18 protein-coding genes and 1 pseudogene are annotated in these 23,632 nt (G+C 40.3%); 17 read left to right on the top strand and 2 right to left on the bottom strand.

The window, feature by feature from the left end; genetic code table 11:
• From DXB91_RS04170 to DXB91_RS04110, 11 genes and pseudogenes are all read left to right on the top strand, one after another.
• Complete coding sequence (locus tag DXB91_RS04170) at positions 1 to 1,050, top strand: FUSC family protein (protein WP_118016907.1); 1,050 nt, start codon at positions 1 to 3, stop codon at positions 1,048 to 1,050.
• A gap of 589 nt (positions 1,051 to 1,639) precedes the next feature.
• Positions 1,640 to 3,079, top strand: coding sequence for an ABC transporter substrate-binding protein (locus DXB91_RS04160; RefSeq protein WP_118016906.1), 1,440 nt, complete (start codon positions 1,640 to 1,642; stop codon positions 3,077 to 3,079).
• Between the two features lie 145 nt (positions 3,080 to 3,224).
• Positions 3,225 to 5,369 (top strand): ATP-binding protein, encoded by a 2,145-nt coding sequence (locus DXB91_RS04155; protein WP_199413790.1) that lies wholly within the window; start codon positions 3,225 to 3,227, stop codon positions 5,367 to 5,369.
• Between the two features lie 1,131 nt (positions 5,370 to 6,500).
• Positions 6,501 to 7,547 carry a virulence RhuM family protein gene (locus DXB91_RS04145; protein ID WP_118016904.1) on the top strand — a complete coding sequence of 349 codons (1,047 nt, stop codon included), beginning with the start codon at positions 6,501 to 6,503 and terminating at the stop codon, positions 7,545 to 7,547.
• Positions 7,548 to 7,766: 219 nt separating this feature from the next.
• Positions 7,767 to 8,675, top strand: coding sequence for a hypothetical protein (locus tag DXB91_RS04140; RefSeq protein WP_055280245.1), 909 nt, complete (start codon positions 7,767 to 7,769; stop codon positions 8,673 to 8,675).
• Positions 8,676 to 8,887: 212 nt separating this feature from the next.
• Positions 8,888 to 9,382, top strand: a complete 495-nt coding sequence (locus tag DXB91_RS04135) for a hypothetical protein (RefSeq protein ID WP_021984481.1) — start codon at positions 8,888 to 8,890, stop codon at positions 9,380 to 9,382.
• 420 nt (positions 9,383 to 9,802) lie between these two features.
• A complete protein-coding gene (locus DXB91_RS04130) occupies positions 9,803 to 10,720 on the top strand; it encodes a hypothetical protein (protein ID WP_118016903.1) in 918 nt (305 codons plus the stop codon).
• A 53-nt stretch (positions 10,721 to 10,773) separates the two neighbouring features.
• The gene (locus tag DXB91_RS04125; protein ID WP_015534670.1) at positions 10,774 to 11,025 is read left to right on the top strand and encodes a hypothetical protein; all 252 of its coding nucleotides are present in this window, start codon (positions 10,774 to 10,776) and stop codon (positions 11,023 to 11,025) included.
• A gap of 62 nt (positions 11,026 to 11,087) precedes the next feature.
• Positions 11,088 to 11,438 (top strand): arsenate reductase family protein, encoded by a 351-nt coding sequence (locus DXB91_RS04120; protein WP_015534671.1) that lies wholly within the window; start codon positions 11,088 to 11,090, stop codon positions 11,436 to 11,438.
• 24 nt (positions 11,439 to 11,462) lie between these two features.
• Positions 11,463 to 13,940: pseudogene (locus DXB91_RS04115) on the top strand (beta-mannosidase).
• Between the two features lie 79 nt (positions 13,941 to 14,019).
• Positions 14,020 to 14,487, top strand: a complete 468-nt coding sequence (locus DXB91_RS04110) for an HAD domain-containing protein (protein WP_118016902.1) — start codon at positions 14,020 to 14,022, stop codon at positions 14,485 to 14,487.
• Here the strand turns inward: DXB91_RS04110 and DXB91_RS04105 are convergent.
• Both DXB91_RS04105 and DXB91_RS04100 read right to left on the bottom strand, forming a co-directional pair.
• Positions 14,477 to 15,622 (bottom strand): YkvI family membrane protein, encoded by a 1,146-nt coding sequence (locus DXB91_RS04105; protein ID WP_118016901.1) that lies wholly within the window; start codon positions 15,620 to 15,622, stop codon positions 14,477 to 14,479. The genes DXB91_RS04110 and DXB91_RS04105 overlap by 11 nt on opposite strands.
• 30 nt (positions 15,623 to 15,652) lie before the next feature.
• Positions 15,653 to 16,747 carry an iron-containing alcohol dehydrogenase family protein gene (locus tag DXB91_RS04100; protein ID WP_118016900.1) on the bottom strand — a complete coding sequence of 365 codons (1,095 nt, stop codon included), beginning with the start codon at positions 16,745 to 16,747 and terminating at the stop codon, positions 15,653 to 15,655.
• 219 nt (positions 16,748 to 16,966) lie between these two features.
• On the opposite strand from DXB91_RS04100, the gene DXB91_RS04095 reads away from it, so the two are divergent.
• From DXB91_RS04095 to DXB91_RS04070, 6 genes are all read left to right on the top strand, one after another.
• On the top strand, positions 16,967 to 17,845 hold the full coding sequence (locus DXB91_RS04095) for a helix-turn-helix domain-containing protein (protein ID WP_243003511.1): 879 nt from the start codon (positions 16,967 to 16,969) through the stop codon (positions 17,843 to 17,845).
• A 78-nt stretch (positions 17,846 to 17,923) separates the two neighbouring features.
• Positions 17,924 to 19,960: a RecQ family ATP-dependent DNA helicase gene (locus tag DXB91_RS04090; RefSeq protein ID WP_118016898.1), complete on the top strand. Its 2,037-nt coding sequence runs from the start codon at positions 17,924 to 17,926 to the stop codon at positions 19,958 to 19,960.
• 98 nt (positions 19,961 to 20,058) lie between these two features.
• The gene (locus DXB91_RS04085; RefSeq protein ID WP_133300880.1) at positions 20,059 to 20,493 is read left to right on the top strand and encodes a hypothetical protein; all 435 of its coding nucleotides are present in this window, start codon (positions 20,059 to 20,061) and stop codon (positions 20,491 to 20,493) included.
• 26 nt (positions 20,494 to 20,519) lie between these two features.
• The gene (locus DXB91_RS04080) at positions 20,520 to 20,999 is read left to right on the top strand and encodes a GNAT family N-acetyltransferase (RefSeq protein ID WP_004851846.1); all 480 of its coding nucleotides are present in this window, start codon (positions 20,520 to 20,522) and stop codon (positions 20,997 to 20,999) included.
• Positions 21,000 to 21,128: 129 nt separating this feature from the next.
• Positions 21,129 to 21,698, top strand: a complete 570-nt coding sequence (locus DXB91_RS04075; RefSeq protein WP_118016897.1) for a cytidylate kinase-like family protein — start codon at positions 21,129 to 21,131, stop codon at positions 21,696 to 21,698.
• Between the two features lie 73 nt (positions 21,699 to 21,771).
• The gene (locus DXB91_RS04070; protein ID WP_118016896.1) at positions 21,772 to 23,538 is read left to right on the top strand and encodes a MutS-related protein; all 1,767 of its coding nucleotides are present in this window, start codon (positions 21,772 to 21,774) and stop codon (positions 23,536 to 23,538) included.
• The last annotated feature ends 94 nt before the right edge of the window (positions 23,539 to 23,632 follow it).

Genomic DNA, 23,632 nt, shown 5'->3' with positions numbered 1-23,632 from the left:
ATGACATTTTATCAGGAGTTGCAGTTAAATCAGGCAGGTTCTAAAAACCTGTTGAAAAAGAGTGAAACACTAAAAGAAAAATTATATCATATGTGGGTATATCTGGTGAAGATAGCTGTTACAATGGCATTTTGTTTTTCCTTTGTTAGTATTTTCAGCATCCTATTTGGAAATGAGAACAGCATTGTAGGTGTAGTAGTCTTATTATGTCTCATGGTGTTTAGAAATGCGGATCTGGGGATCCGCATCGGACAATCTACGATGCTTTTGGCTTTGTTCTTTGTAATTATGACTGTATGTCCGCATTTAGCAAATCAGTTTTCACCGGTATCGGGAATGCTGTTAAATATTGCGGCACTGGCTGTGTTGATTCTGTTCGGATGCCATAATCCATTCATGTTTAATCAATCTACATTGGTTCTTGGGTATCTGCTGTTATATGGTTATGATGTTACGGGAAAAAGCTATCAGATGCGATTAGTCGGAATGGCTTTAGGTGCAGCACTTACCTGCTTCGTATTTTATCGAAATCATAAAAACAGAACTTATAAAAGAAATCTGAAAGATCTGGTACAAGAATTTGATATCACTTCTTCCAGAACAAAATGGCAGATATGTCAGATTTTATGCGTACCGATTGTCATTTGCATTGCAGAACTTTGTAATATGCCACGTGCAATGTGGGCTGGTATTGCGGCCATGTCCGTGATTTTGCCGTTTATGGAAGATATGCACTACAGAGTCCGTAAAAGGATTGTCGGAAATATTGCAGGTGTTATATGTTTTACAGTATTATATTTTCTGCTTCCTTCGTCAATATATGCATATATAGGAATTCTTGGTGGAATCGGTGTAGGATTTTCAGCACAATATGGCTGGCAGGCAGTATTTAACACATTTGGTGCTTTAGCCATTGCTGCAGAGACTTATGGACTACAAGGAGCGGTTAGTCTTAGAGTGATTCAAAATGTTTTTGGTGTTGTGTTTGCTTTAGCATTTTGTGTTATATTTTATTGGTTTATGTCTAAAAAAGATAGATATAAACAGTAAGTCAAACACACAAACTATGGAGTCTTTAGTCGGTTTAATAAAATTTTAGATAGAAAATAAATCATTATAAAAAGATCCTGTTCATACTATGATATATAGAACAGGATCTTTATTTACTTTATTTCGCCAGGAAATTGCTCTGAATCTCCATCGGCATATGATAAGCCTGGCCTCGTTCTGAACCATATCTTCGATTTCCTCATCTTCAATCAGCAGATCGGCAGCAAACAGATTGGCCTGGTATTTTGTATTATCTGTCATATTGTAGAGTGTATCGTCTTGCAGCTCATAAAACAATATCCTTTCAGTGTCTTATATCTGGAAGTTTCCCCGACAACAATGTTCATCTGATCCATGATCTCAAATGGATCTCGGGTTCCATATTTCTTGATTAATTTCTTTGTTTCTGTATATATGTAAGTGTTTCATTTTTTTACATTAACGTGAAAAATATGGACGTGAAAAAATAAAATGCTATAATAAAAAGAATTGAGACAAAGCAGATGAAAATCTGTGACACAAAGCTAAAGGGCTTGTAAAACGAAAATATTGAAATGTGTTTTAATCGAAAGAATAAGGAATTTGACGTATGCAAAAAACAAAATGTTATCTGGCCGCATTGGTGTCTGGTGTACTTTTAGTAACTGGTATTTTGGCTGGATATGGACAATCTAAAAAAAACGATCACCTTACCGTGTATCTGTGGGAAAATCGTTTAATGAAAAATATTGCTCCTTATATCCATGAGCAGTTTCCAGATCAGGATATTGAATTTATTATTGGAAATAATGACACTGATTTATATAGCTATTTTAAAGAGCATGGTGAGTTGCCGGACATCATGACAGTACGTCGATTCTCTGGAACGGATGCGCAGGATTTACAGCCATATCTAATGGATTTTGCTTCTTATGATGTGGTTTCTAAGTACTATTCCTATGCAGTGGAATATTATAAAGATACAGATGATGAAATTCAGTGGTTGCCAATCTGTGCAATTCCGCAGACGATTATTGCCAACAAGACACTGTTTGATCAGTATGGAATCAAAGTTCCGGAAAATTATGAAGAATACGTACAGGTTTGCCAGCAATTTTATGATAAGGGTATAAAACCTTACTCGATGGACCTTGCAGAAGACTGGTCAAATCAAGAAATAATTCAGGCGGCAGCGATTGGTGAATTTACAAGTTTGGATGGTATTGACTGGCGAAACAAAGCCGAAACTTCAGCTGGTGAAATAAAATTTGACGACGTACTATGGAAAAGAATTTTTTCGGAAACAAGTCAGTTCCTTAAAGATTCGCATTTTAGTAAAGAGGATATTAATGTTAATATTAATACAGGAACTCAGATGTTTGTTGAAGGAAAATCAGCAATGTTTCATGGACAGCCTACAGATATGCAAAAATTACAAGATCAGATGGATGCGGAACTAATTCGTATTCCTTATTTTTCACAGACTTCAGATAGTTCTTTTGTGTATATGTTCCCATCCTTAAATATTGCATTCAATAAAGAATTGGAAAAAAACCAGGAAAAACTGGATACAGCATTAGATGTGTTGGATTGTATGATTTCGGAACAGGGACAAAAACTGATTGCAGATGGAAGTGGTGTGATTTCGCTTAACACAGATGTTTCATCAATGATGCAGAATGTACCAGGCTTGGAAGAAGAAATTAAAGATACTTCTATTTATATCCGATATTCTGCTCAAAAATCATTCGATGCCAGTCTTGAAGCTGTTCACGGATTATTATCAGGAAAAATGGATGAAATGCAGGCTTATAATGCTTTTCGTAGTGAAATGAATAGTAAAGATTCAAAAGAAAAAAGTACAGTGAATTTTGAAAACGAGTATTCCATTCTTCTTACAGATACGACAAAATCTATTTTGAAAAAAATTAATCCAAAATGTGCTGTTGAGCAAATAGGGGATACAACATTATCTAGTGCATGGATTGCGGCCATGTCAAATGGGCAGCAACCGTCAGCACCAGAAGACTATATAGAGGTTGAAAAATAAAGTGCAAATAGAACAAGAGATAATTAAGAGAAAAAAAATAATAATGCCATTGTTTGTCATAATTTTCATTCTTTCAAGTTTTGTTTTTGTAAAGTTTCTGTTGAATAGGATGAATACATATATTGAGGTAAATGGAGAAATCAGTATGGAAGCTGTTGTCGAACAGATTCAACAGACCTATGATATGCAAGTGAGTGGATACTATAGACAGTTACATTTTGTTGAGGGCTATCTGTGTAAAGAGAAGAAAATATCCCTTGAAACAGAAAATAACCGAATCTTTTTTAATGCATGGGAAAAAGAATCTGAGAGTACACTTTTATTTCTACAGGAAAATGGAAAAGCTATAACCTCAGATGGAACAAAACTGAAAGTTGATATGCCTAGTAAGCTTTTGCTGGATTTGAGAAACGGATCTAATATTGGAAAATTGGTCGCTTTGGAATTTGAACAAGTGAAAAAAGACGGTTATTTGGTAGCAATTCCATGTCAGGAATATATGATTAATGGGGAAACTTATACAGCGATTGGAACAGTGTATGATCATTCGAAATTAGACTCCATGTTAAATCTTGGAGGATATGATGGAAGTGCATATCTCTTCATGTTGGATGATGATGGAAATATTACTTATACGAACCAGAAGGATGACATTTTTTTTCGAAATTATTCATTACTGAAACATTTGAAAAGTGATCATGCTATAACAGAAAAAGAGTTTGATTCTCTGAATAAAAAGATTGCGGGGGGAAAAAAGGGAGTAGAACTTATGGGGAAAGATGAGCCTTATTATTTGGGATATTGTCCGATAGAAAGCAACAATACGATGTTGATTTGTATTGTAAAAAAAGCGACAGTAGATAATGTGTTGAAAGAATACCAGAAAACGATTGGGCTTACTACAATGCTCATGACAGGATTTATACTCTTGCTTTTTGCTGGATTATTCTACAGTGTTTCCAGATTCAGTATTGCAAATCAAAAAGTTAAATTTGAAAAAAGAAACAATGAGCTTCAGGCAATGGCTATAAGCGAAATGGAAGAAGCTAATAAAAATCTGAAAAAGGCTAAGAACATTGCTATTGAGGCTCTACAAACCGCTGAAAATGCAAATAAGGCAAAAACAGATTTTTTATCCAATATGTCGCATGATATTCGCACACCTATGAACGCAATCATTGGTATTATATCATTAATCAGACATAATGCCGGCGACAAAGAAAAAGTTATAGAGTATGCAGATAAAATAGCTATTTCTTCTCAGCATCTATTAGGAATTATTAATGATGTTTTGGATATGAGCAAGATTGAAGCTGGAAAAACAGTTTTCAAATATTCTGATTTTTCTATTCTGGATGCTATAGAAGAACTCAATACAATATTTCATTCACAGGCAAACGAAAAAAATCAGAGTTTTATAATCACAAAAGAAAACCTTAAACATGAGTGGGTAAATGGCGACAAGGTTCATCTGATGCAGATTTTCAGTAATCTGTTGTCTAATGCAATAAAGTACACACAGGAAGGTGGAATAATCCAGTTTATAGCAGAAGAAAGTGAGACAAACTCTTCTACATATGGAAAATATCATTTTATAGTCAGTGACAATGGTATGGGAATGTCTGCTGATTTTAAAGAAACTATCTTTGACGCGTTTACTCGTGCAGAAAGTTCCGTAACAAACAAAATACAGGGAACTGGACTGGGAATGGCAATCACTAAAAATCTGGTTGAATCGATGGGGGGAACGATTGAGGTTGAAAGCGAACCAAATCGCGGAAGTAGTTTTGAAGTAATCTTAAATCTAAAAATTGTGGAGAACAGAGTAGTTTCTTCGACAGAACAGATAGAAATGCATGAGACAGATAGTGATATTCTGGATGGAATGCGCATCCTTTGTGCAGAGGATAATGAGTTGAATGCAGAAATCCTAATGGAATTATTAAAGCTTGAAGGTGCAGAGTGTACTATTTGTGAAAATGGCAAAAGGATTTTGGAAGCATTTGAACAGTCCGTGCCCGGTGAGTATGATATGATCTTGATGGATGTACAAATGCCTGTTATGAATGGTTATGAGGCAACGGAGGCAATCCGTAGAAGTTCACATGAACAGGCAAAGACGATCCCGATTATTGCCATGACTGCCAATGCATTTTCAGAGGATATGCAGCACTCTCTCGCTGCTGGAATGAATGCTCATATTTCAAAACCAGTTGATATGAAGTTGCTGAAGAAAACCATAAGAAATATAAAACTTGGGAGGGAGGAAGCCCAATTTATTGATCAATAATCACTAAAGAGAAATAAGAAGGACAAGAAACAAAAAATACTCATTGTAGATGATTCAAAATTTAACACTTTTGGATATCAATACTCTGTGCAGATAAAAGCGAAGGTGGAAAATGATAGCCAGATGTATAGTCTGAAACTGCATACATTGTGGTCTCCTATGAAGAAAGACGGATATATAGGAATCATTGGATATTTTGATGCTGTAAATTAAATATGTAGATTATTAATCATAGAGTGTATGGATTCAATCAATTCCATATATGCATTTTATAGGTGAAAGAGATTATTATACAAACATACTTGAACGTTTTAAAAATTGTTTTCGATAAGTCGGATTGTAAATTTTTGTGTTAATAAATTATGTGGAAAAGATACTCCGAGAATGACGTTTGGTAAATTGGTTTAACATGGTGGGATAAAGTAAAATATAATAATACATCTTTTGTTTACGTTTGAATGTATTGACAACACCCTATAGTGGATATAAAAAGGCATGTAGTCTTATTTAGCATTATAAGGATAATGAAAAGTGTCAACACTGTTGACATAATTATGATGGATGAACTATCTTAGAATTGTTTCCGCATGTACTATAATTAAGATGTCTTTAAAGATGAAGTCACAAGGGGGTAGGTGCATCTAGTACCGTGTTAATGTGCGCCTGATACTTTGAACTTGCAGAAAATACTTGGTCACTCCCAAATTGACACTACCATGCAGTACGCAATGGTGAATCAGATGAAAAAGTGGTTGTTGCAAAAATTGCAACAACCACGAGGCATGGAGCAATAGAAGGAAAGCGGACGTTGGATTATAGTTGATGAGAATATGAAGAAAGATTACTAATGAGACCAAGTGGACAGAAAAACCGAAGTCCTAAACTACCTGAAACAATACCCCAAGATGGCGAAATGGATGAATATATGCATTTGCTGTGGCTCAATGGGTTATAACCCGGATATGCCAGACAAGATTACTTCGAGAGATGGCAATGGGGAATATAATACTGTATTTTCAAGAAACATAAAGAAGTATTTTTCTCCACTGAGAGTAAATGACATGGGGATGTGCGCCATTTGCCAGAAATATTGGAGAAATAAATAAGTATTTGCAAAAGGAGACCTCTTATTTGAAAAAGAAAAAGGATGAAATAACCATCCGTTCCAGTGCAGCAGAATATTTAACCTATGTTGCCTCTATCGGTGGTCAGCAGGACAGTATTGAGATGCGCTATGAGGATGAGAATATATGGCTGACACAGAAGATGATGGCCACATTGTATGATGTGGATGTTCGTACAATCAATGAGCATATTAAGAAGATTTATTCCGACTCAGAGCTTGAGGAAGATTCAACTATCCGGAATTCCCGGATAGTTCAAACGGAAGGTTCCCGTCAGGTGACTCGTGATACAAAGCATTATAATCTTCAAATGATTATTGCGGTCGGATTCAAGGTTAATAATGAGCGAGCGGTGCAGTTCCGCAAGTGGGCCAATGGTATCGTGAAAGACTACACTATTAAAGGCTGGGTCATGGATGACGAACGTCTGAAAAATGGTGGCTCTGTGCTTACAGTAGAATACTTTGACCGCCTGCTTGAGCAGATTCGTGAGATCCGTCTCTCTGAGCGGAGATTTTATCAGAAAATAACGGACATCTATGCTACAGCTCTTGATTATGACCGAACAGCAAAAACAACAAAGCAGTTCTTTGCAAAGGTTCAAAACAAGATGCATTATGCAGTTCACGGACATACAGCAGCAGAGTTGATTTATGAGCGGGCTGATGCAGATAAGCCACACATGGGATTAACTACTTGGGCAGCAGCGCCGGAAGGCAAGATTGTAAAAAGTGATGTGAGTGTTGCGAAGAATTATCTTTCAGAGAAGGAAATGCGTTCATTAGAGCGTATTGTATCTGCTTATCTGGATTTGGCAGAGGATCGGGCGGAACGTCATATTCCAATGACGATGGAGGATTGGGCAAAGCGTTTGGATTTATTCTTGACGGCCGACGACAGAGATGTTCTTCAGGATGCAGGCAAAATCACTGCTGAGATTGCCAAGGCAAAAGCTGAAACTGAATTTGAAAAATATCGTGTTATTCAGGATAGGCTGTTCATGTCTGATTTTGATAAGTACATGTTGGAATTGGAAGAGAATGCGAAGAAGTAGCATGAAACCAGTGATGATGTGGATGGGTTCGGATGAGTAACTTCCAGACACAAATCGGTAATTCATAGAGTGCTGTCTTTTCATGTGAAGACCGTCTGCTTGCTAAGCAAGAAACCTTGAGTTTATGCGGTATTTAGGTGGTTCTGACGGATAATGTGTACGCGAATAGTTGTACCCATTGTTGTGAAATGAGTTCGTAGTTGGAGAAAATAGAATTATATGAGAAAAAATGACAAATTTCCATTCGCTATGACAAAGAAATCATTGGTTGTGTATATTGTTTTTACAGTTCTTCTGGGACTATTTCTGTTTTTGGTCATAGGAGATATGGTTGGAAAATGTGCGGCATGCATTGTTTGTCCGATGCTCATTGCATATTTGCTCTATGCGTATTGCAAGGAAAGTAAAGCAGATACGAAAGCTCGTGAGATGAAAGCACAATATATGAATGGCAGTTATTTTGAAAGCCCTGAGTGGCATGAGAAATATGTAGCCTATCTCAATGAGCACCCTTTTGAGAAACCTAAATATCAAAGCATGAAACTGGATTTATTAAAAAGATTTCAAAGACGGGAATATCTTGTTAATATGATATTGCCATTGTTCCTGATGTTTTGTACCTTGTGTCTTATTCCTTTAGGGCGTTATTATATGGCCATCATAGGATTTTGCCTATTCGGATTCTTTTTTTGGCTAGAGTTTTCACTGTATATAGGAATGCCGGTACGGAAGTGGTTGAAGGGCGATATTGATTATGAGGAGCTTGAAGCGTCATATTTAAAAAGTAAGATGCTTTTCTATAAAACAAATGCATTAGCATTTGGAACTACACATTTACATGGATTTACAGAGAAAAAAATATATGCAATAGATTATCGGTTGGTGGAAGGAATATCAAGAAAAATAGTACGTCTTAAGAAGTATGAGGATGGAATTTATAATACGGAGGAGTATCAGCATTTTGCAGTTATTCATGTCAGACTGCCAAGAAGCGGAAACATTTACGATGTTGAGATCGAACTAAATGAGTTTCAGGTTCAAATGGCAATTGATAAGTTATCCACTTGCAAAATTGGTGAAGATTTGATAGGAAATCTTTCTGTAAACGAGCATAAAGAAAATGAATAAAAAAAGAAACGAGTGAGCCGCTTGAGTAAAAACTGTACGGTTGTAAAACTCATTTTCTAGATACATTTTATAACAGAATTAGATGATTTGTCAATCCGAGTATTTGAAAACTTGTCCGCCGGAATATCGGATGTTCCGCGCAAATGCACAGATGGAAGAGAAATCCGCAGACTACCAACAAAAGAAGATTTGGAATAATTAGGAACAAAGTTATGACGAAATATTATTTGACAAAAATTATTTATAATGGATTAACTTATTTTTTTATATGGTATAGCAACGATGAAGATGGTTTCTTGCTTTTTAATCAACGGCTGTTAGTTTTTTCTAGTGTCGAAGAAGCAAATATATTTGCGGATAAGGAACATATTATTTTTGAAAAAGGAATAACAGTCTTTTATCTATCTAAAATTACCGAGTTAATAGATAATGTAGAAATATCGCAAAATTGTCAAAGTTTAATAGATACATGGCATTTATTTAGTGATTTATCAAAATCACTAAATGAAGAATTTGTAGGAGATTATAATGATGAAGAAATTGTTGATATTTATAATAAGTTATTCTATGGAAGTAATTTGAAACTTCTAAAAAATGAAGAATATCATCCTAGTTTTAATGTTGATGAAAAAAATAAATGTTTGGAGATTTTTCAAAGTGGGTTATCAATACTAAACAAATATCTTAATTATGATTTTCGTAAATAAAGATATTATTTTGTTAAATAAAGAATATTGTGGTGACGTAGCTTTTGTCATGAAGAAGAGTCCCTCTGAAAATGAGAGATACGTTACAACCTGTACCTGTGGCACACCGAGACGCAAGCGGATGTATCAAGTGGAGAAAATCGCGCTTGTGGATTTATTTCCGTGGACGGAACACACAGAAATGGTCTGCTTACTGTCGCGTAAAGTCCTAGTTTAAGTGGACTAGAGGGCTTTTTTGAAGATTATGTAACTGTGTTTTTGGCAGGAAAAAATGTTTATAGAATAAAGAAATTAAAGAAGGGGCAAAAATTTGTAGATGCAGCGATTGTCTGTTGGAATAGTATCGGTGATATTTGGTTGTCTGCGAACAGATGGACTCTTTGTTGGAAATGAGTTTGTAGTTGGAGGAAATAGAATTATATGGGGAGAAATGACAAATTTCCGTTTGCCATGACCAAGAAATCATTGGTTGTGTATATTGCTTCTATAGTGCTTATAGGACCGCTCCTGTTTTTTGTCAGAGGAGATATGGCTGGAAAATATGCGGCATGTATTGCTTGTCCGATGATCATTGTATATTTAATCTATGCCTATTGCAAGGAAAGCAAAGCAGATATGAAAGCCCAGGAGACGAAAGTGCAATATATGGATGGCAGCTATTTTGAAAGCTCTGAGTGGCATGAGAAATATGTGATCTATCTCAATGAGCACCATTTTGAGAAACCTAAATATCAAAGCATGGAAATGGATTTATTAAAAAGATTTCAAAGACGGGAATATCTTGTCAAAATGATATTGCCATTGTTTCTAATGTTTTGTACCTTGTGCCTTATTCCTTTAGGGCGTTATTATATGGCTATTATAGGACTTTGCCTGTTCGGATTCCTGTTTTGGCTGGAGTTTTCACTGTATATAGGAATGCCGGTACGGAAGTGGTTGAAGGGTGATATTGATTATGAAGAGCTTGAAGCGTCATATTTAAAAAGTCAGATGCTTTTCTATAAAACAAATGCATTAGCATTTGAAACTACACATTTACACGGGTTCACAGAGAAAAAAATATATGCAATAGATTATCGGTTGGTCGAGGGAATATCAAGAAAAATAGTACGCCTTAAGAAGTACGAGGAGGGAATTTATAATACGGAGGAGTATCAGCATTTTGCAGTTATTCATGTCAGACTGCCAAGAAGCGGAAATATTTACGATGTTGAGATCGAATTAAATGAGTTTCAGGTTCAAATGGCAATCGATAAGTTATCCACTTACAAGATTGGTGAGGACTTGACAGGAAATATTTCTGTAAATGAGCACAAAGAAAATGAGGCTGTAATATAGCCAATGCAGTATTTAGCATTGCCTAAAAAGGATAAAGAAGATAAGGAGACTCCATGGACAGAAAAACCGAAGCCCTAAACTACCTGAAACAATACCCTAAGATGACAAAATGGATGAATACCTGCATTTGCTGTGGCACAATGGGTTATAACCCTGATATGCCAGAAAAGATTACTTCGAGAGATGGCAATGGAGAATATAACACTGTATTTTCAAGAAACATAAAGAAGTATTTTTTCCCACTTAGAGTAAATGACATGGGGATGTGTGACATTTGTCAGAAATATTGGAGAGAAAATCACTAAGTAACTTGATATGATGAAATTGAGGCTTGCATCAATAAGCTAAATAGAAAAGGAGGATAATCATGGAATTTATATGTTACCCAAAGTGTTCAACCTGCCAGAAGGCAAAGAAATGGCTGGACGAGAATAAGATCGAATACACGGAGCGCCACATTGTGGATGATAATCCTACATATGATGAGCTTAAGAAATGGTATGGTAGGAGTGGACTTCCGCTCAAGAGATTCTTCAATACGAGCGGCATGCTGTATAAGGAGATGAAACTGAAGGACAAGCTTCCGGACATGAGCGAGGATGAGCAGTTGCAGCTTCTTGCGACAAATGGCATGTTGGTGAAGAGACCGCTTGTCGTTGCTGAAGGTTTCATGCTGACTGGATTTAAAGAAAAAGAGTGGACAGAGAAGATGCTGTAGTAGGAACGTCCCCGTGGAGAAAAAATGAAAAAAATTGATGTAAACAACAGTTGGGAAATGCATCGCGTAGGCGATGACGATTGGATCATTGCGACAGTGCCGGGATCGGTGTATGGGGATCTGCTGCAGGCGGGCAAGATGGAAGATCCATTCTAGAAGGACAATGAGATAGAAGCACTGAAGCTGATGGATTACGATTATGAGTACCGCACCAGCTTTTCGTGTGATGATGAGCTGCTGGGATCGGATGAGGTTATCCTTCGGTTTGAAGGGCTGGACACCATTGCGGATATCACGCTAAATGGTGTGAAGCTTGGACACGCCGACAATATGCACAGGACATGGGAGTATTCGGTAAAGGATACCCTGAAGCAGTCGGATAATATATTAAGTGTATATTTTTATTCGCCGACAAAGTTCATCGCAGATGCATTTGCGAAGGCTCCAACACGGGGAACCGAGGATGCCATGAACGGATTTGTACATATCAGAAAAGCTCACTGCATGTTTGGCTGGGACTGGGGCGCTCACCTTCCAGATGCAGGAATATGGCGGCCGGTCAGCTTGCTTGGAATTGATACCGCACGGATAGATTCTGTTGAAATCCTGCAGCATCATGATCAGGACTCAGTGGAACTTGATATAAAGCCGGAGATAGAATTTGCCCGGAAGTATATTGGTTCTGGATCAGAGACGGGACAGCTGAGTGCAAACGTTAGAGTAGTAGATCCGGTTGGAAACGAAATTATAAATAGAATATTAAATGAAGATATCACGAAGAATATACATATAGACAACCCACAGCTCTGGTGGCCTCGTGGGTATGGTGAGCAGAACCTTTACACTGTTTCCGTTGACCTTGTGAAAGATGATGGTACGGTGGTTGACAACTGGACGAGAAAGATCGGCCTGCGGACAATAACCATGGACCGCACAAAGGACAAATGGGGTGAGAGCTTTGCCACCTGCGTAAACGACGTAAATATATTTGCCATGGGTGCCGATTACATTCCGGAGGATCATCTTCTTGGACGTGTGACACCTGAGACTACAAGGACTCTGCTTGAGAAGGCGGTATTTGCGAACTTCAATTCTATAAGAGTGTGGGGCGGTGGATATTATCCTGACGATTGGTTCTATGATATGTGTGATGAGATGGGACTTGTGGTGTGGCAGGATTTCATGTTTGCGTGTGCTGTCTACGATCTCACACCAGAATTTGAGGCAAATATCACCGCGGAATTTATTGACAACTTAAAGAGGATCCGTCATCATGCGTCACTCGGACTTATGTGTGGAAATAATGAGATGGAGCAGTTTGTTAAGGAGAGAAAATGGGTGAGCAAGGACAGCGAGGTTCGGGACTATATTATTATGTACGAGCGAATTCTCCCGCAGATCATGAAGCAGTATGCTCCACAGGTATTTTATTGGCCAGCGAGCCCGTCCTCAGGTGGTTCATTTGATGATCCGAGAGACGAGAACCGCGGAGATGTGCATTATTGGGCTGTGTGGCATGGTGATAAGCCATTTTCTGAGTACAGAAAGTTTTGCTTCAGATATCTTTCCGAATTCGGTTTCCAGTCATTTCCTTCAAAGAAGACTGTTGAGACATTTACGGATGATGAGCGTGATATGAATATCTTTTCATACATTATGGAGCGGCATCAGAGAAATGGCTCGGCAAATGGAAAGATAATGAATTATATGCAACAGACATATAGATATCCATCTGATTTCGAGACGGTTATCTACGCATCGCAGCTTCTGCAGGCGGATGCTATCAGGTATGGCGTCGAGCATTTTCGAAGAAACAGAAATGATGACAGGTGCATGGGAGCAGTGTACTGGCAGTTCAACGACTGCTGGCCGGTTGCATCCTGGTCCAGTGTGGATTACTGCCAGCGCTTAAAGGCACTTCACTACTATGCAAGACGTTTCTTTGCTCCGATCATGATCTCCTGTGAAGAGGAGGGCATGCTTGGAAGCGGACAGGAGCTGGTGAGACTCCCATTTGAATTCCCGAAGTCCATACGCCTCTGTGTGGCAAATGAAACCATGAACACAGAGAAAATACTTGTGTCCTGGCAGTTGAGGGATGCATCAGCTCGTGTTCTTGAATCCCACGAGGAGGAGATCACTGCGCCAGCGCTGACGAGCGTATGGCTTGACAAGGTTGAACTTCCTGGTATCGACATTTACCATCAGTATGTGAGCTATCAGGCAAGCATGAAAGGACAGGTAATATCAGAGGGGACTGTCATATTCTCATATCCGAAGTATTTCTGCTACGAGGAGCCTCATTTGCAGGCGACAGTGGATGGCGACTATATCACAGTCAGTGCGGATGCTTATGCGAAGAGTGTGGAGATCCTGAACCAGAATGAGGATCTGATCCTGTCGGATAATTATTTTGACCTGAATGCAGATTCAAAGACTGTAAAGGTTATAAGTGGAAGTGTGGATAAGCTGAGGCTTAGAAGTGTATATGATATAAGTTGATCTTGATAAGAGAGATTTATAAATGGTAAATGCCAGCGCATTATATATGTGCCGGCATTCACAAGAAAGGAGAAGCCATATGAGTTTTGCATTGTTTCTGGACATAGATGGTGTATTGAATACCCGGACGACAGTTGTGGGGGCGCCCAGTGGGAGAACAGGGATCGATGAGTCCAGAGTGAGGCTGCTGAAAAAGGCGTTAAAACAGTTTGGCGATGCAGCAATCGTTCTGACTTCTGATTGGAAGCTTATGAGAGAAGACGGGGATGACTTCTCATATCTTGTATCTATGCTGGGCAAATTTGGACTAAGCCTGTCTGGAAAGACAACCGATGTCTGGGTTGGCAGAGGAGAGGGTATCCAGAGCTATCTGGCGGAGCATCCTGAGATAGATGAATACGTGATACTGGATGACAATACATTTGATTTAGCAAATTATCCTAAACTATGGGAACGACTGTTGCTTACCAATGGCATAGAAAATGCCGAATATGCTTCAAAGACACCGGCGATTGAGGCAATGCTTTTTCTGGAGGCTATTTCTTAGTCCTTTCCCATATCATCCTGACTACATAAGGAATCAGAATAACAGGAATTGCCAGATAGGCTAGGAAACTGTAAGCCTTCTGGATGAGTGTCAGCAGGCCGAACTGCGCAATTCCAAAGTCGGCAAGGCAGCAGATCAGCGCAGCTATGATCTCTTTGCGGGTTATTCGGGCTGAGCCTGCAGCAGGACTGATGGCAGGTTTAGCAGGTTTTTTATTGCAAATTCTTGCGACCATTGCGGCTACCATATTCACCGCAGTGGACACGGCACCTAGTATTATAAGAACGGAGATGAGCGGTGTCAGGAATCGACTGCCCACGCCGCTTTGAACCATGAACAGAGTAGGCACACTCTGTTTTGCCATGTCAGGATTTGATGCCACAGTCATTATTCCAAGAACGACAACGGTCATCATGATTATATTTATCACGCATCCTATTCCCACGCTTTTTACCGCGTCCTTCGGTTTGTCAAATGATCTGGCATGCTGCACGAATACAGCTACATTTGCAAGCTGGAAAGTCCCGTACAGGAATGCGGAGTAAAGTGCCTTGCCAAGAGGAAATGCGTCGGAGTTCATGGTCGATGCGGTCTGGCTGATCTCATGTGAGCTCGCGATGATATTCGGAATGTACACGATGAGCAGTCCGACGATGATGCATATGGATAAAACGGATGCAACTCTGCGCACCAGGTCAGTTCCGAATATGGCAACTATGAATATAAATACGCCTATGACGAGTGTACAGACAAGATATGGCAGACCTGTCAGAGTGCTCAAGGTCGCGCCGCCTGTAGCAAATGCCACTGCAGGCGCGACACACATGACACAGATGTACAGCACTTCGAAGAGATTTGAGAATACAGGGGCAAATCTGCCATAGAGGGCATTGTTGTATGAACGGTAGTCATAGACTTCGTGTTTTCTTGCAAAATACAGGCAGTATGCGAAGAATACCGCATTGTAGATCATGGCGATGGCTGGCGTGATGAGACACCAGACTCCATAGCGTACATAGTAGCTGTATATCTGGGCGCCTGATGCGAAGCCGCCGCCAAAGTGGGTGGTGAACCACACAAAGGCAACTCCTAATATTATGGAATATTTACTTTTCGACTGCGTTGATTTCTCCATTATGTGATTCTCCTGTCATTGAATATCAGCTTATTCTTTGTTCCTCATATCAAGTTCGTTCATAGCCTTGACCAGCATATCTCTTGTCACCTTGTATGGATAATGTGCCACATCGGACATATCCGGTATGCGATTCATGGTTTCTTCCCACTCTTCTTCCGTGATCTCTATGTCATTCAGGCATACCGGGAGATGTATGGCTTTGTTGAGCTCGTATACTTTCTCGAATTCATCCATTTGTCCATCAACAATAAGTGCGATCAGGACGCCAAATCCTACAACTTCACCGTGAAGATGATTTTTCTCTATGACAGGGTAATTGGTCAGCGCATAGAATATGGCGTGGGCCAGACCGCTGTTGTAGTCCGGGGTGCAGTCCTTTGTGAGGAAGATAGAGGCAATGCCGGTGGTCACCACTATGGAGAGGATGACCTGTTCAACGTCATACGTGCACAGCCCTTTCTGATGATCGGCAAATGCTTTGGGCCCGTAGGACAGTAGTGGATCCCGGCACATACGGCTTACGGCAACTCCAATCGATGTGAAATGTTCCAGGCGTTCATCCCTGGAGGATATGGTCGATTCGTAGTATTTCGCATAGGTGTCACCTATGCCGGCCCACATATAGCAGCTTGGCGCCTTGGCGATTATCTCGGTGTCTATGAACGCATGCATGGCCGGTCTTATAAAGAAGTGCGGCTTCAAAAATGTGCCATCCGGATTGTACATGATGGATACCGATGTACAGGCAGAGCAGTTGGATGCGATGGTTGGAAATGTAAATACGGGTTTGTCGTCAGTTATGCACAGGCATTTGACTGTGTCCAGTGCCTTGCCGCCACCGACTCCAAATACCATGTCGGCCTGCTGATAGACAGGGAGTGCGCGAAGACGCTCCACATTGTCGTAGGTACAGTCTGCTCCGAACAGTTCCTTTCCAATTATAGTAAGTTTTGTCTTGGCGACAGCCGCAGCTATCTTTTGGTAGGCGGCAGCTAGAGCTTTTTCCCCGCCGATTACCAGCACGGTGCGACCGTAAGATTCACATACAGGTCCGATCTTGCTGTAGATAGTGCTGCCTATCGAGTAGCTAGGCAGATGTACTTCATAATTTTCAAGTTTCATATCTGTAATCCCTTTCATTTGCTACATACATATTTGTAATTCCTAAAAGACATAAAAAAGGCGTACTGCTCCGTGGGGAGCTTGTGCGCCTTTGTACAATCACTCTTTTACTGAGATCAGTATATCACAGAGATAGTGAAAATCAAACCTTAGATATTGCAGCAAGGGTGAATATATGATACAATGTCCGAAAAGTCGGAAGAAGCAGGGGGACATATTTTGAAGGTATATGAGAAGATATTTGCAAGGCTTGACGAACTGAGTATGAGCCAGTCAGAGCTTTCGAGGCGAACGGGGATTTCAACCAGCACGATAAATGACTGGAAAAAGAAGAAGATCAATCCACAGGCGGACAAGCTGGTTGTTATCTGTAAGGCACTTGACATGTCATTGGCAGAGCTTCTTGGAGAAGACGGGGCTGAGAACAGCAGCGTCGATTATAGTGCTGATGAGAAATATCTCATTGAGTGTTATCGCAGATCGGATAATTATGTGAGAAAGCATATGCTCAGATATATGGAGCTTATTGACAAGACAGAGAGAAAAGCGACCGGGACACCACAGAGAAATGTTGCCGTTATACAGGATGTGGATGGGAATAATATTGTGTTTATCAATGATATTATTTTTATGGGTAAGCAATCAATAAAGTGGAACGATGTGGAAGCATATTTAAAAAGATTTGTTGGAGAATTTTATTTGATTTCAGATACGGAAGATGAGATTTATATAGGGGCTGATTTGCCGGATGAGTATGCACATTCAGAATATACCAGAGTATTGAAAGGTGCAAATGCTAAGGCAAAAGCGAATGCCGCCCAGGGAATACCAGAGCTTATTGAAATTGCAACAGAAAAACGGCATACAGAAAATTCGAAGAAAAAGCACGAAAAAGATGCAAAATATGGTTGGTATAGGTATGAATCCCGCTTTGCTTTGCCTGTGTACAGTGAGCGTAGAGAAGTAATAAGATATAATGTTTATCATGTGGCAATGATTATAAGGCATAGCGAGGATGGAAAAAAATATTTATACGATATTATGAATATAAAAAAAGAAACGGGTAGCCTTTTCCAGTCAGATGACATTACTCAGTAGAAAACCCATTTCTTAATGGAATAAGAATAAAACATGCTACAGGAAAAGTCAACAGTTATATTGCGGAAAGGACATAGATTGGATTTACAGGAGACATTAAAACACTATTTTGGATATGACAGTCTGAGATCAGGACAGCAGGAGCTTATAGATGGAATACTTGCAGGAAGGGATGTGCTTGGAATTATGCCAACCGGAGCCGGTAAGTCGCTTTGTTATCAGTTGCCGGCTTTGTTGATGGGAGCTGCCGGTAGGGGAGTGACAATAGTTATCTCACCGCTCATATCACTCATGGTGGATCAGGTTAAGGCACTGAACCAGGCGGGAGTTCACGCTGCGTATATCAATAGTACATTGACAGAAGGACAGATCAGAAAAGCTTTGGAATATGCCGGACAGGGCAGATATACACTCATGTATGTTACCCCGGAGAGACTTGGCACTGCGCAGTTTCTGGATTTTGCCGGCAAGGCAAGTCTTGCAATGGTGACAGTTGATGAGGCTCATTGCATATCCCAGTGGGGACAGGATTTCAGACCAAGCTATCTGGAAATAGCGGATTTTATAGATAAGCTGCCAGTGCGCCCTGTTGTGAGTGCGTTTACCGCTACAGCAACAGATATAGTAAGGCGGGATATCGTCCAGAATCTTAGACTTGAATCTCCTGTCACGATTGTCACAGGATTTGACAGACCGAATCTGTTCTTCAAGGTTGTGAACAGGAAAGGCGGACGTGAGACGGACAACAGTGTATTGAACTATGTCAAGAGACATGAGGGAGAGAGCGGGATCATATATTGTGCTACCAAGAAGAATGTGGAGAAGGTACACGAATTGCTGGTGGCACATGGAATATCTGCCGGTCGGTATCATGCCGGATTATCGATGGAGGAGCGCAAGAGGAGTCAGGAGGATTTTACATATGACAGGCTCAGTGTGATGGTGGCGACAAATGCATTTGGCATGGGTATTGATAAGTCAAATGTGAGGTATGTGCTTCATTATAATATGCCGCAGAGCCTTGAGTATTACTATCAGGAGGCTGGAAGAGCCGGACGTGATGGTGAGGAAGCGGAGTGCGTACTGTTCTTCTCAAAGCAGGATATCATGATAAACAAGCGTTTGCTGGAACATAAGGTCAGTTCTGCAAATGCAGGCATAGACGATGATGAACTGCGGGCAAATGACCAGCGGAAGCTGAATCAAATGATACGTTATTGTGAAACGGATCAGTGCCTGAGACAGTATATACTGAGGTATTTTGGAGATGAAAGCCCTTGCACATGTGACAAATGCAGTAATTGTGTTGTGACGGAGGAAGAGACTGAGCAGTCATACATAACAGACAAACGCGCTGTGAAAAAGATGGCGGTGATGGCTGATCTGACAGATGAGGGAATGGAACTGTTTGAACTTCTCCGGGCTGGACGCCTGGAGCTCGCAAGGAAGCAGAATGTGCCGCCATTTATCATTTGTTCGGATAAGACTCTCAAGGATATGTGCATTAAGTTGCCGAGAAACAGTGAGGATATGAAGAACGTATATGGTATGGGAGTGCAGAAGACGGAGAGTTATGGAGAGACATTTGCAGAGATTATAGACGAATTCTGCCTTGCACATACGGAATATGTGGAGAGCATGAAAGCGGAAGCTTTGGATTCTGACAATCCTGGTGACTTAGGGACACAAGGTGTGGAATCGGAAAAGCAGCGCAGAAAAGAGAAAACAGTCAGGAAGAAAGAGTTCTATATTGATCCGAACATGCTTGATGATGTGGAGATCGTCGATGAATGTATTGTTTCTGAGCTGGCGAATCGTATAAATGAACTGAATCAGAAACAGGGAATCACAGGCATGAAAAAGCTGACAGCGGCATTTATCAATGGTCTGCTACAGCAAAATGGCTACATTGAAGAACTGGACATGGATGATGGCAGCAAGACGAAGCGGGTTACCTCAAAAGGGGCGGAGATTGGAATTCGTGAGGAAGAGCGGAAAGCGAAGTTTGGCAGAAGATACTATGCAATCACACATAGCAGGGAGAGCCAGAAGGTGATAATAACTCTGCTTAAGGAGTATTTTTTCACAGGATACGGTGAGGGAATAGTGGAGTGAGAAAAATATTATTCATCTTAAAGGGACCGAAATCGATACGTTTAAAAAGAAAGTGATAGATTACTTTATGATTAACAATAGATTGACAATAATGAGGTATGAAGATAATGGTATTTGAAACTATATACAGTTTGTATGAAAAAGAAGTAGTAAACGAGATTAAGAAATTAAAAACGGATGAAGAAATAAAATTTATTGAAAGAAAAGGAATTATACGAGATATTGTGTTGAAAAGGTTGGCAAAAGCATTAAGTGTGGCTGTATACAGAAATGGAAAGATAGAGGATGTACATGCGGGGGAATGCGAAGGGGAAGACTATTTTAGAGGTATACCGGATAGTTGTATGAAAGCAATTAATATTGATGTTTGTAATAAAATATATACGATGTTAAAACTATTGCTTAGTACAGATGAGGATGATTTTAAGATAGCTAATGCAGTTCTAAGATTCTCAGAGATGTGTGCGTCAGATTGGAATGAACCAGAACTGGATGATAGTATATACAATAAAGAACTGCTTGATTTGTTGTAATCATTTTTAGAAAGAGGATCAGACATATGAAGATAATAAATGCAACACCAAAAGACAAAGAAGAACTGCTCTCACTCTATCACGCCATGATAGGCGGACCGTGTGAGTGGAGCGAGAATTATCCTGACGAGAATACCATAGCATTTGACCTGAAGAACGAGGATCTGTTTGTTATGAAGAATGACAAAGAAGAGATTGTAGCCACAATATCCATAGATCACGACGATGCTGTTGAGGCACTTACGTGCTGGAGAGCAGATCTGGCTCCATCGGGAGAACTTTCAAGACTGTGCGTCAGGAAGGATATGCAGGGACAGGGAATTGCGAAGACTATGATGAACTATGCCTGTGATGTCCTGAAAAGCAGAGGCATGAAGGGCGTTCATATACTTGTCAGAGAGGGACATGTGGTGGCGCTTTCGACATACGCCAAGATTGGCTTTGAAACGGTTGGAGAGTGTGATCTTTTTGATAAGCATTTCGTATGTATGGAACGGGGATTCTAAAGAGGTAGATATTGCAAGTTATAGGATGCAGCTGCAGCTATATTGTAATATAATGGTGGTGTATTGTTTGATGAGTTATAGAGATGAGACATTTCTATTATATAAGAGTGACGAGTGGAGGTGCACAGAATGATAATTACAATAGGCAGAGAGTGTGGATGTGACGGCGATGAGGTGGCAGCAAGACTTGCCTCAAAATATGGTATAGCCTGTTACACAAAGAAAGAGATAATAAGGCTGGCAAAGGAGAAGGGTGTGTATGACAAATATCCGTTTTTCTTTGGAGAGAAGGCTATAGATTCTATGATGCAGTCGGTGTCAGATGACTTTGTCGTGAAGAGAAGAAAGACCCCGGAGGAGGTACTTGAGAGATTGCTTGACGGACAGGATGGCGTTGTAGTGGGAAGAGCCTCGGACTTTGCATTCAAGAACAGGAACGATGCAGTGAGAATATTCCTGTGCGGAGATAAAGACAGCAGAATAAAGAGGATAATGGACAAGCATGGCATATCAGAATCAAAGGCAAAGAGTCTTGTGGAGGAGACTGATGCCAAGCGAAGAAGCTATCATGACTATTACGCAGGAGAGAACTGGGGATATTCAGGACATTATGACCTATGCCTTGATGAGGCGAAGCTCGGCGTGGACGGCGTAGTGGAGATGGTTTCAGCGTATATGAAGGTGATAGGCAGAAATTAGAATTGAGCTTGGCGGAAGATATATGGTATGAGCTGGATTGACAGGCTTTAGGCATTACTTGAAAGGTGTAGATATGGGGAAAAATACAACAGGAAAATACAGTCTTCTGGTACCGGATGGTGAGTATTCATTTAGGGCACTGAGCCCTGTGGTCATGCATGACCTTGGGCTTGATATGATATGCAGACAACTGTCGGCAAATGAGTCTGAACAGAATTATATAATGGGAGTTATGTCACGGATATATGCAGATCCATCTGTTACAAAGTACAGAGGTGGTGTGTTTGACGACATAATTGGAAATAAAAAACTCAGAGACGACATGATGGAGATTCTTGGGAAGATAAGCTTTCTCAAGGATTACGGCAGCTTTAAACGCGATTATGATGAGAATTCAGGTATATGGGATCTTATGCACAGACTTGATGAGATAGGCGATTACATAGAATGCGTAGATTCGTTATATTCCTGCCTGAAGGATAAAAACTTGCATTCCGAGGGATTTACAGGTCTTAAGGAGTATGTTCAGAATATATATGAGGACAACGGTTTCAGTGAGCTGAAGAAGGACATATCAGAGCTGAAAAAGGTGAGTGGTGAGGTTCGAAGTATAACTATAGGAGTTAATCTGAACAGCAGATATGAGGCTGATGGCGTTGGCTTGATATCTGTAAATAGTAAGCAATTTACGAGGGGCGGTGTGCTGAGCAATTTCTACGGTCATTTGATGTCCAGAGATAAGATAAGTGACAACCTCGACGCTAAGAGTGACTTCAGATTTCAGCCGTTAGATGCGGTAAATGAAGCATTATCCAAATTTCAGCAGGAACTTCAGGGAAGAGTGGTAACTGGAGGTGCAAATAACTTGGCGGCAGGAATGGTTGGTATTCCTGATTCTGACAAATCCAAAGATATTACGCGGTATACAGACAGGGTAGTCACCAAGCTCATAACAAGAATTGTCAAGAGGATGAGGGAGACGTTAAATAAGTATGTGTCGATTACCATAACTGATATGACGGATCTCATACCTGAGCTCACTTACTATATAAGATGGGCTGAGTACATAGAAAAACTGCAGAAACGCGGCGCAGCATTTTCCAAGGCAAAGGTTGTGAACTCTGCATATCAGCCGAATGCAGATATTTCCGAGGAGGACGATTCAAAGAGCAGATATTATATGAAGGCTCGTGGCATATACAATATCAAGCTTGCGGCATTTGACACGGAGGAGTCGGAGCACATAGTGACCAATGATCTGGACTTTGACAGCGAGCACAGAGTGTATATTCTGACAGGAGCAAATAGGGGTGGAAAGACGACCATAACCCAGACGATAGGTCAGCTTTTTGTACTGGCTCAGGGTGGTATATATATCCCAGGTGATGAATTTGAATTTGCTCCAGTGGACTGCGTATTTACACATTTCCCTGCTGACGAAGACAAGACCCTGGATCTTGGAAGACTTGGTGAGGAGTGCAAGAGATTCAGGGAGATATTTGACGGTGCGAATAATCGCAGTCTCATACTTCTCAATGAGACGTTTTCAACTACGTCATTTGAGGAGGGCTATTATATAGCCAGAGATTCCGTGAGAGCGATTCTGACAAAGGGAACGAGAACGATATACAACACCCATATGCATAAGCTGGGCTTTGATGTGGATGAGATGAATGAAGGGTGTACAGAGGGCAAGGTATATTCGCTGATCGTACACAACGAGGGCTCACAAAGATCTTACAAGATCGAGATAGCGCCACCTGCTGGTAAATCATATGCCAGTGACATAGCGGAGAAATATGGTGTTACATATGACATGCTGGTGAATAAAGAAAAATAGTTGGCTGTATGCACTGCTTGTGGATGATATTACAGACGATATGTGGGCAGTTTAGAGTCATATAATATGAATTGTCTACAGTGAAGACATTGGA

Source organism: Coprococcus sp. OM06-34AC (genome assembly GCF_003462545.1).
Taxonomy (GTDB): Bacteria; Bacillota; Clostridia; order Lachnospirales; family Lachnospiraceae; genus Coprococcus; species Coprococcus aceti.
This window is presented reverse-complemented; position numbering and strand designations above follow the sequence as displayed.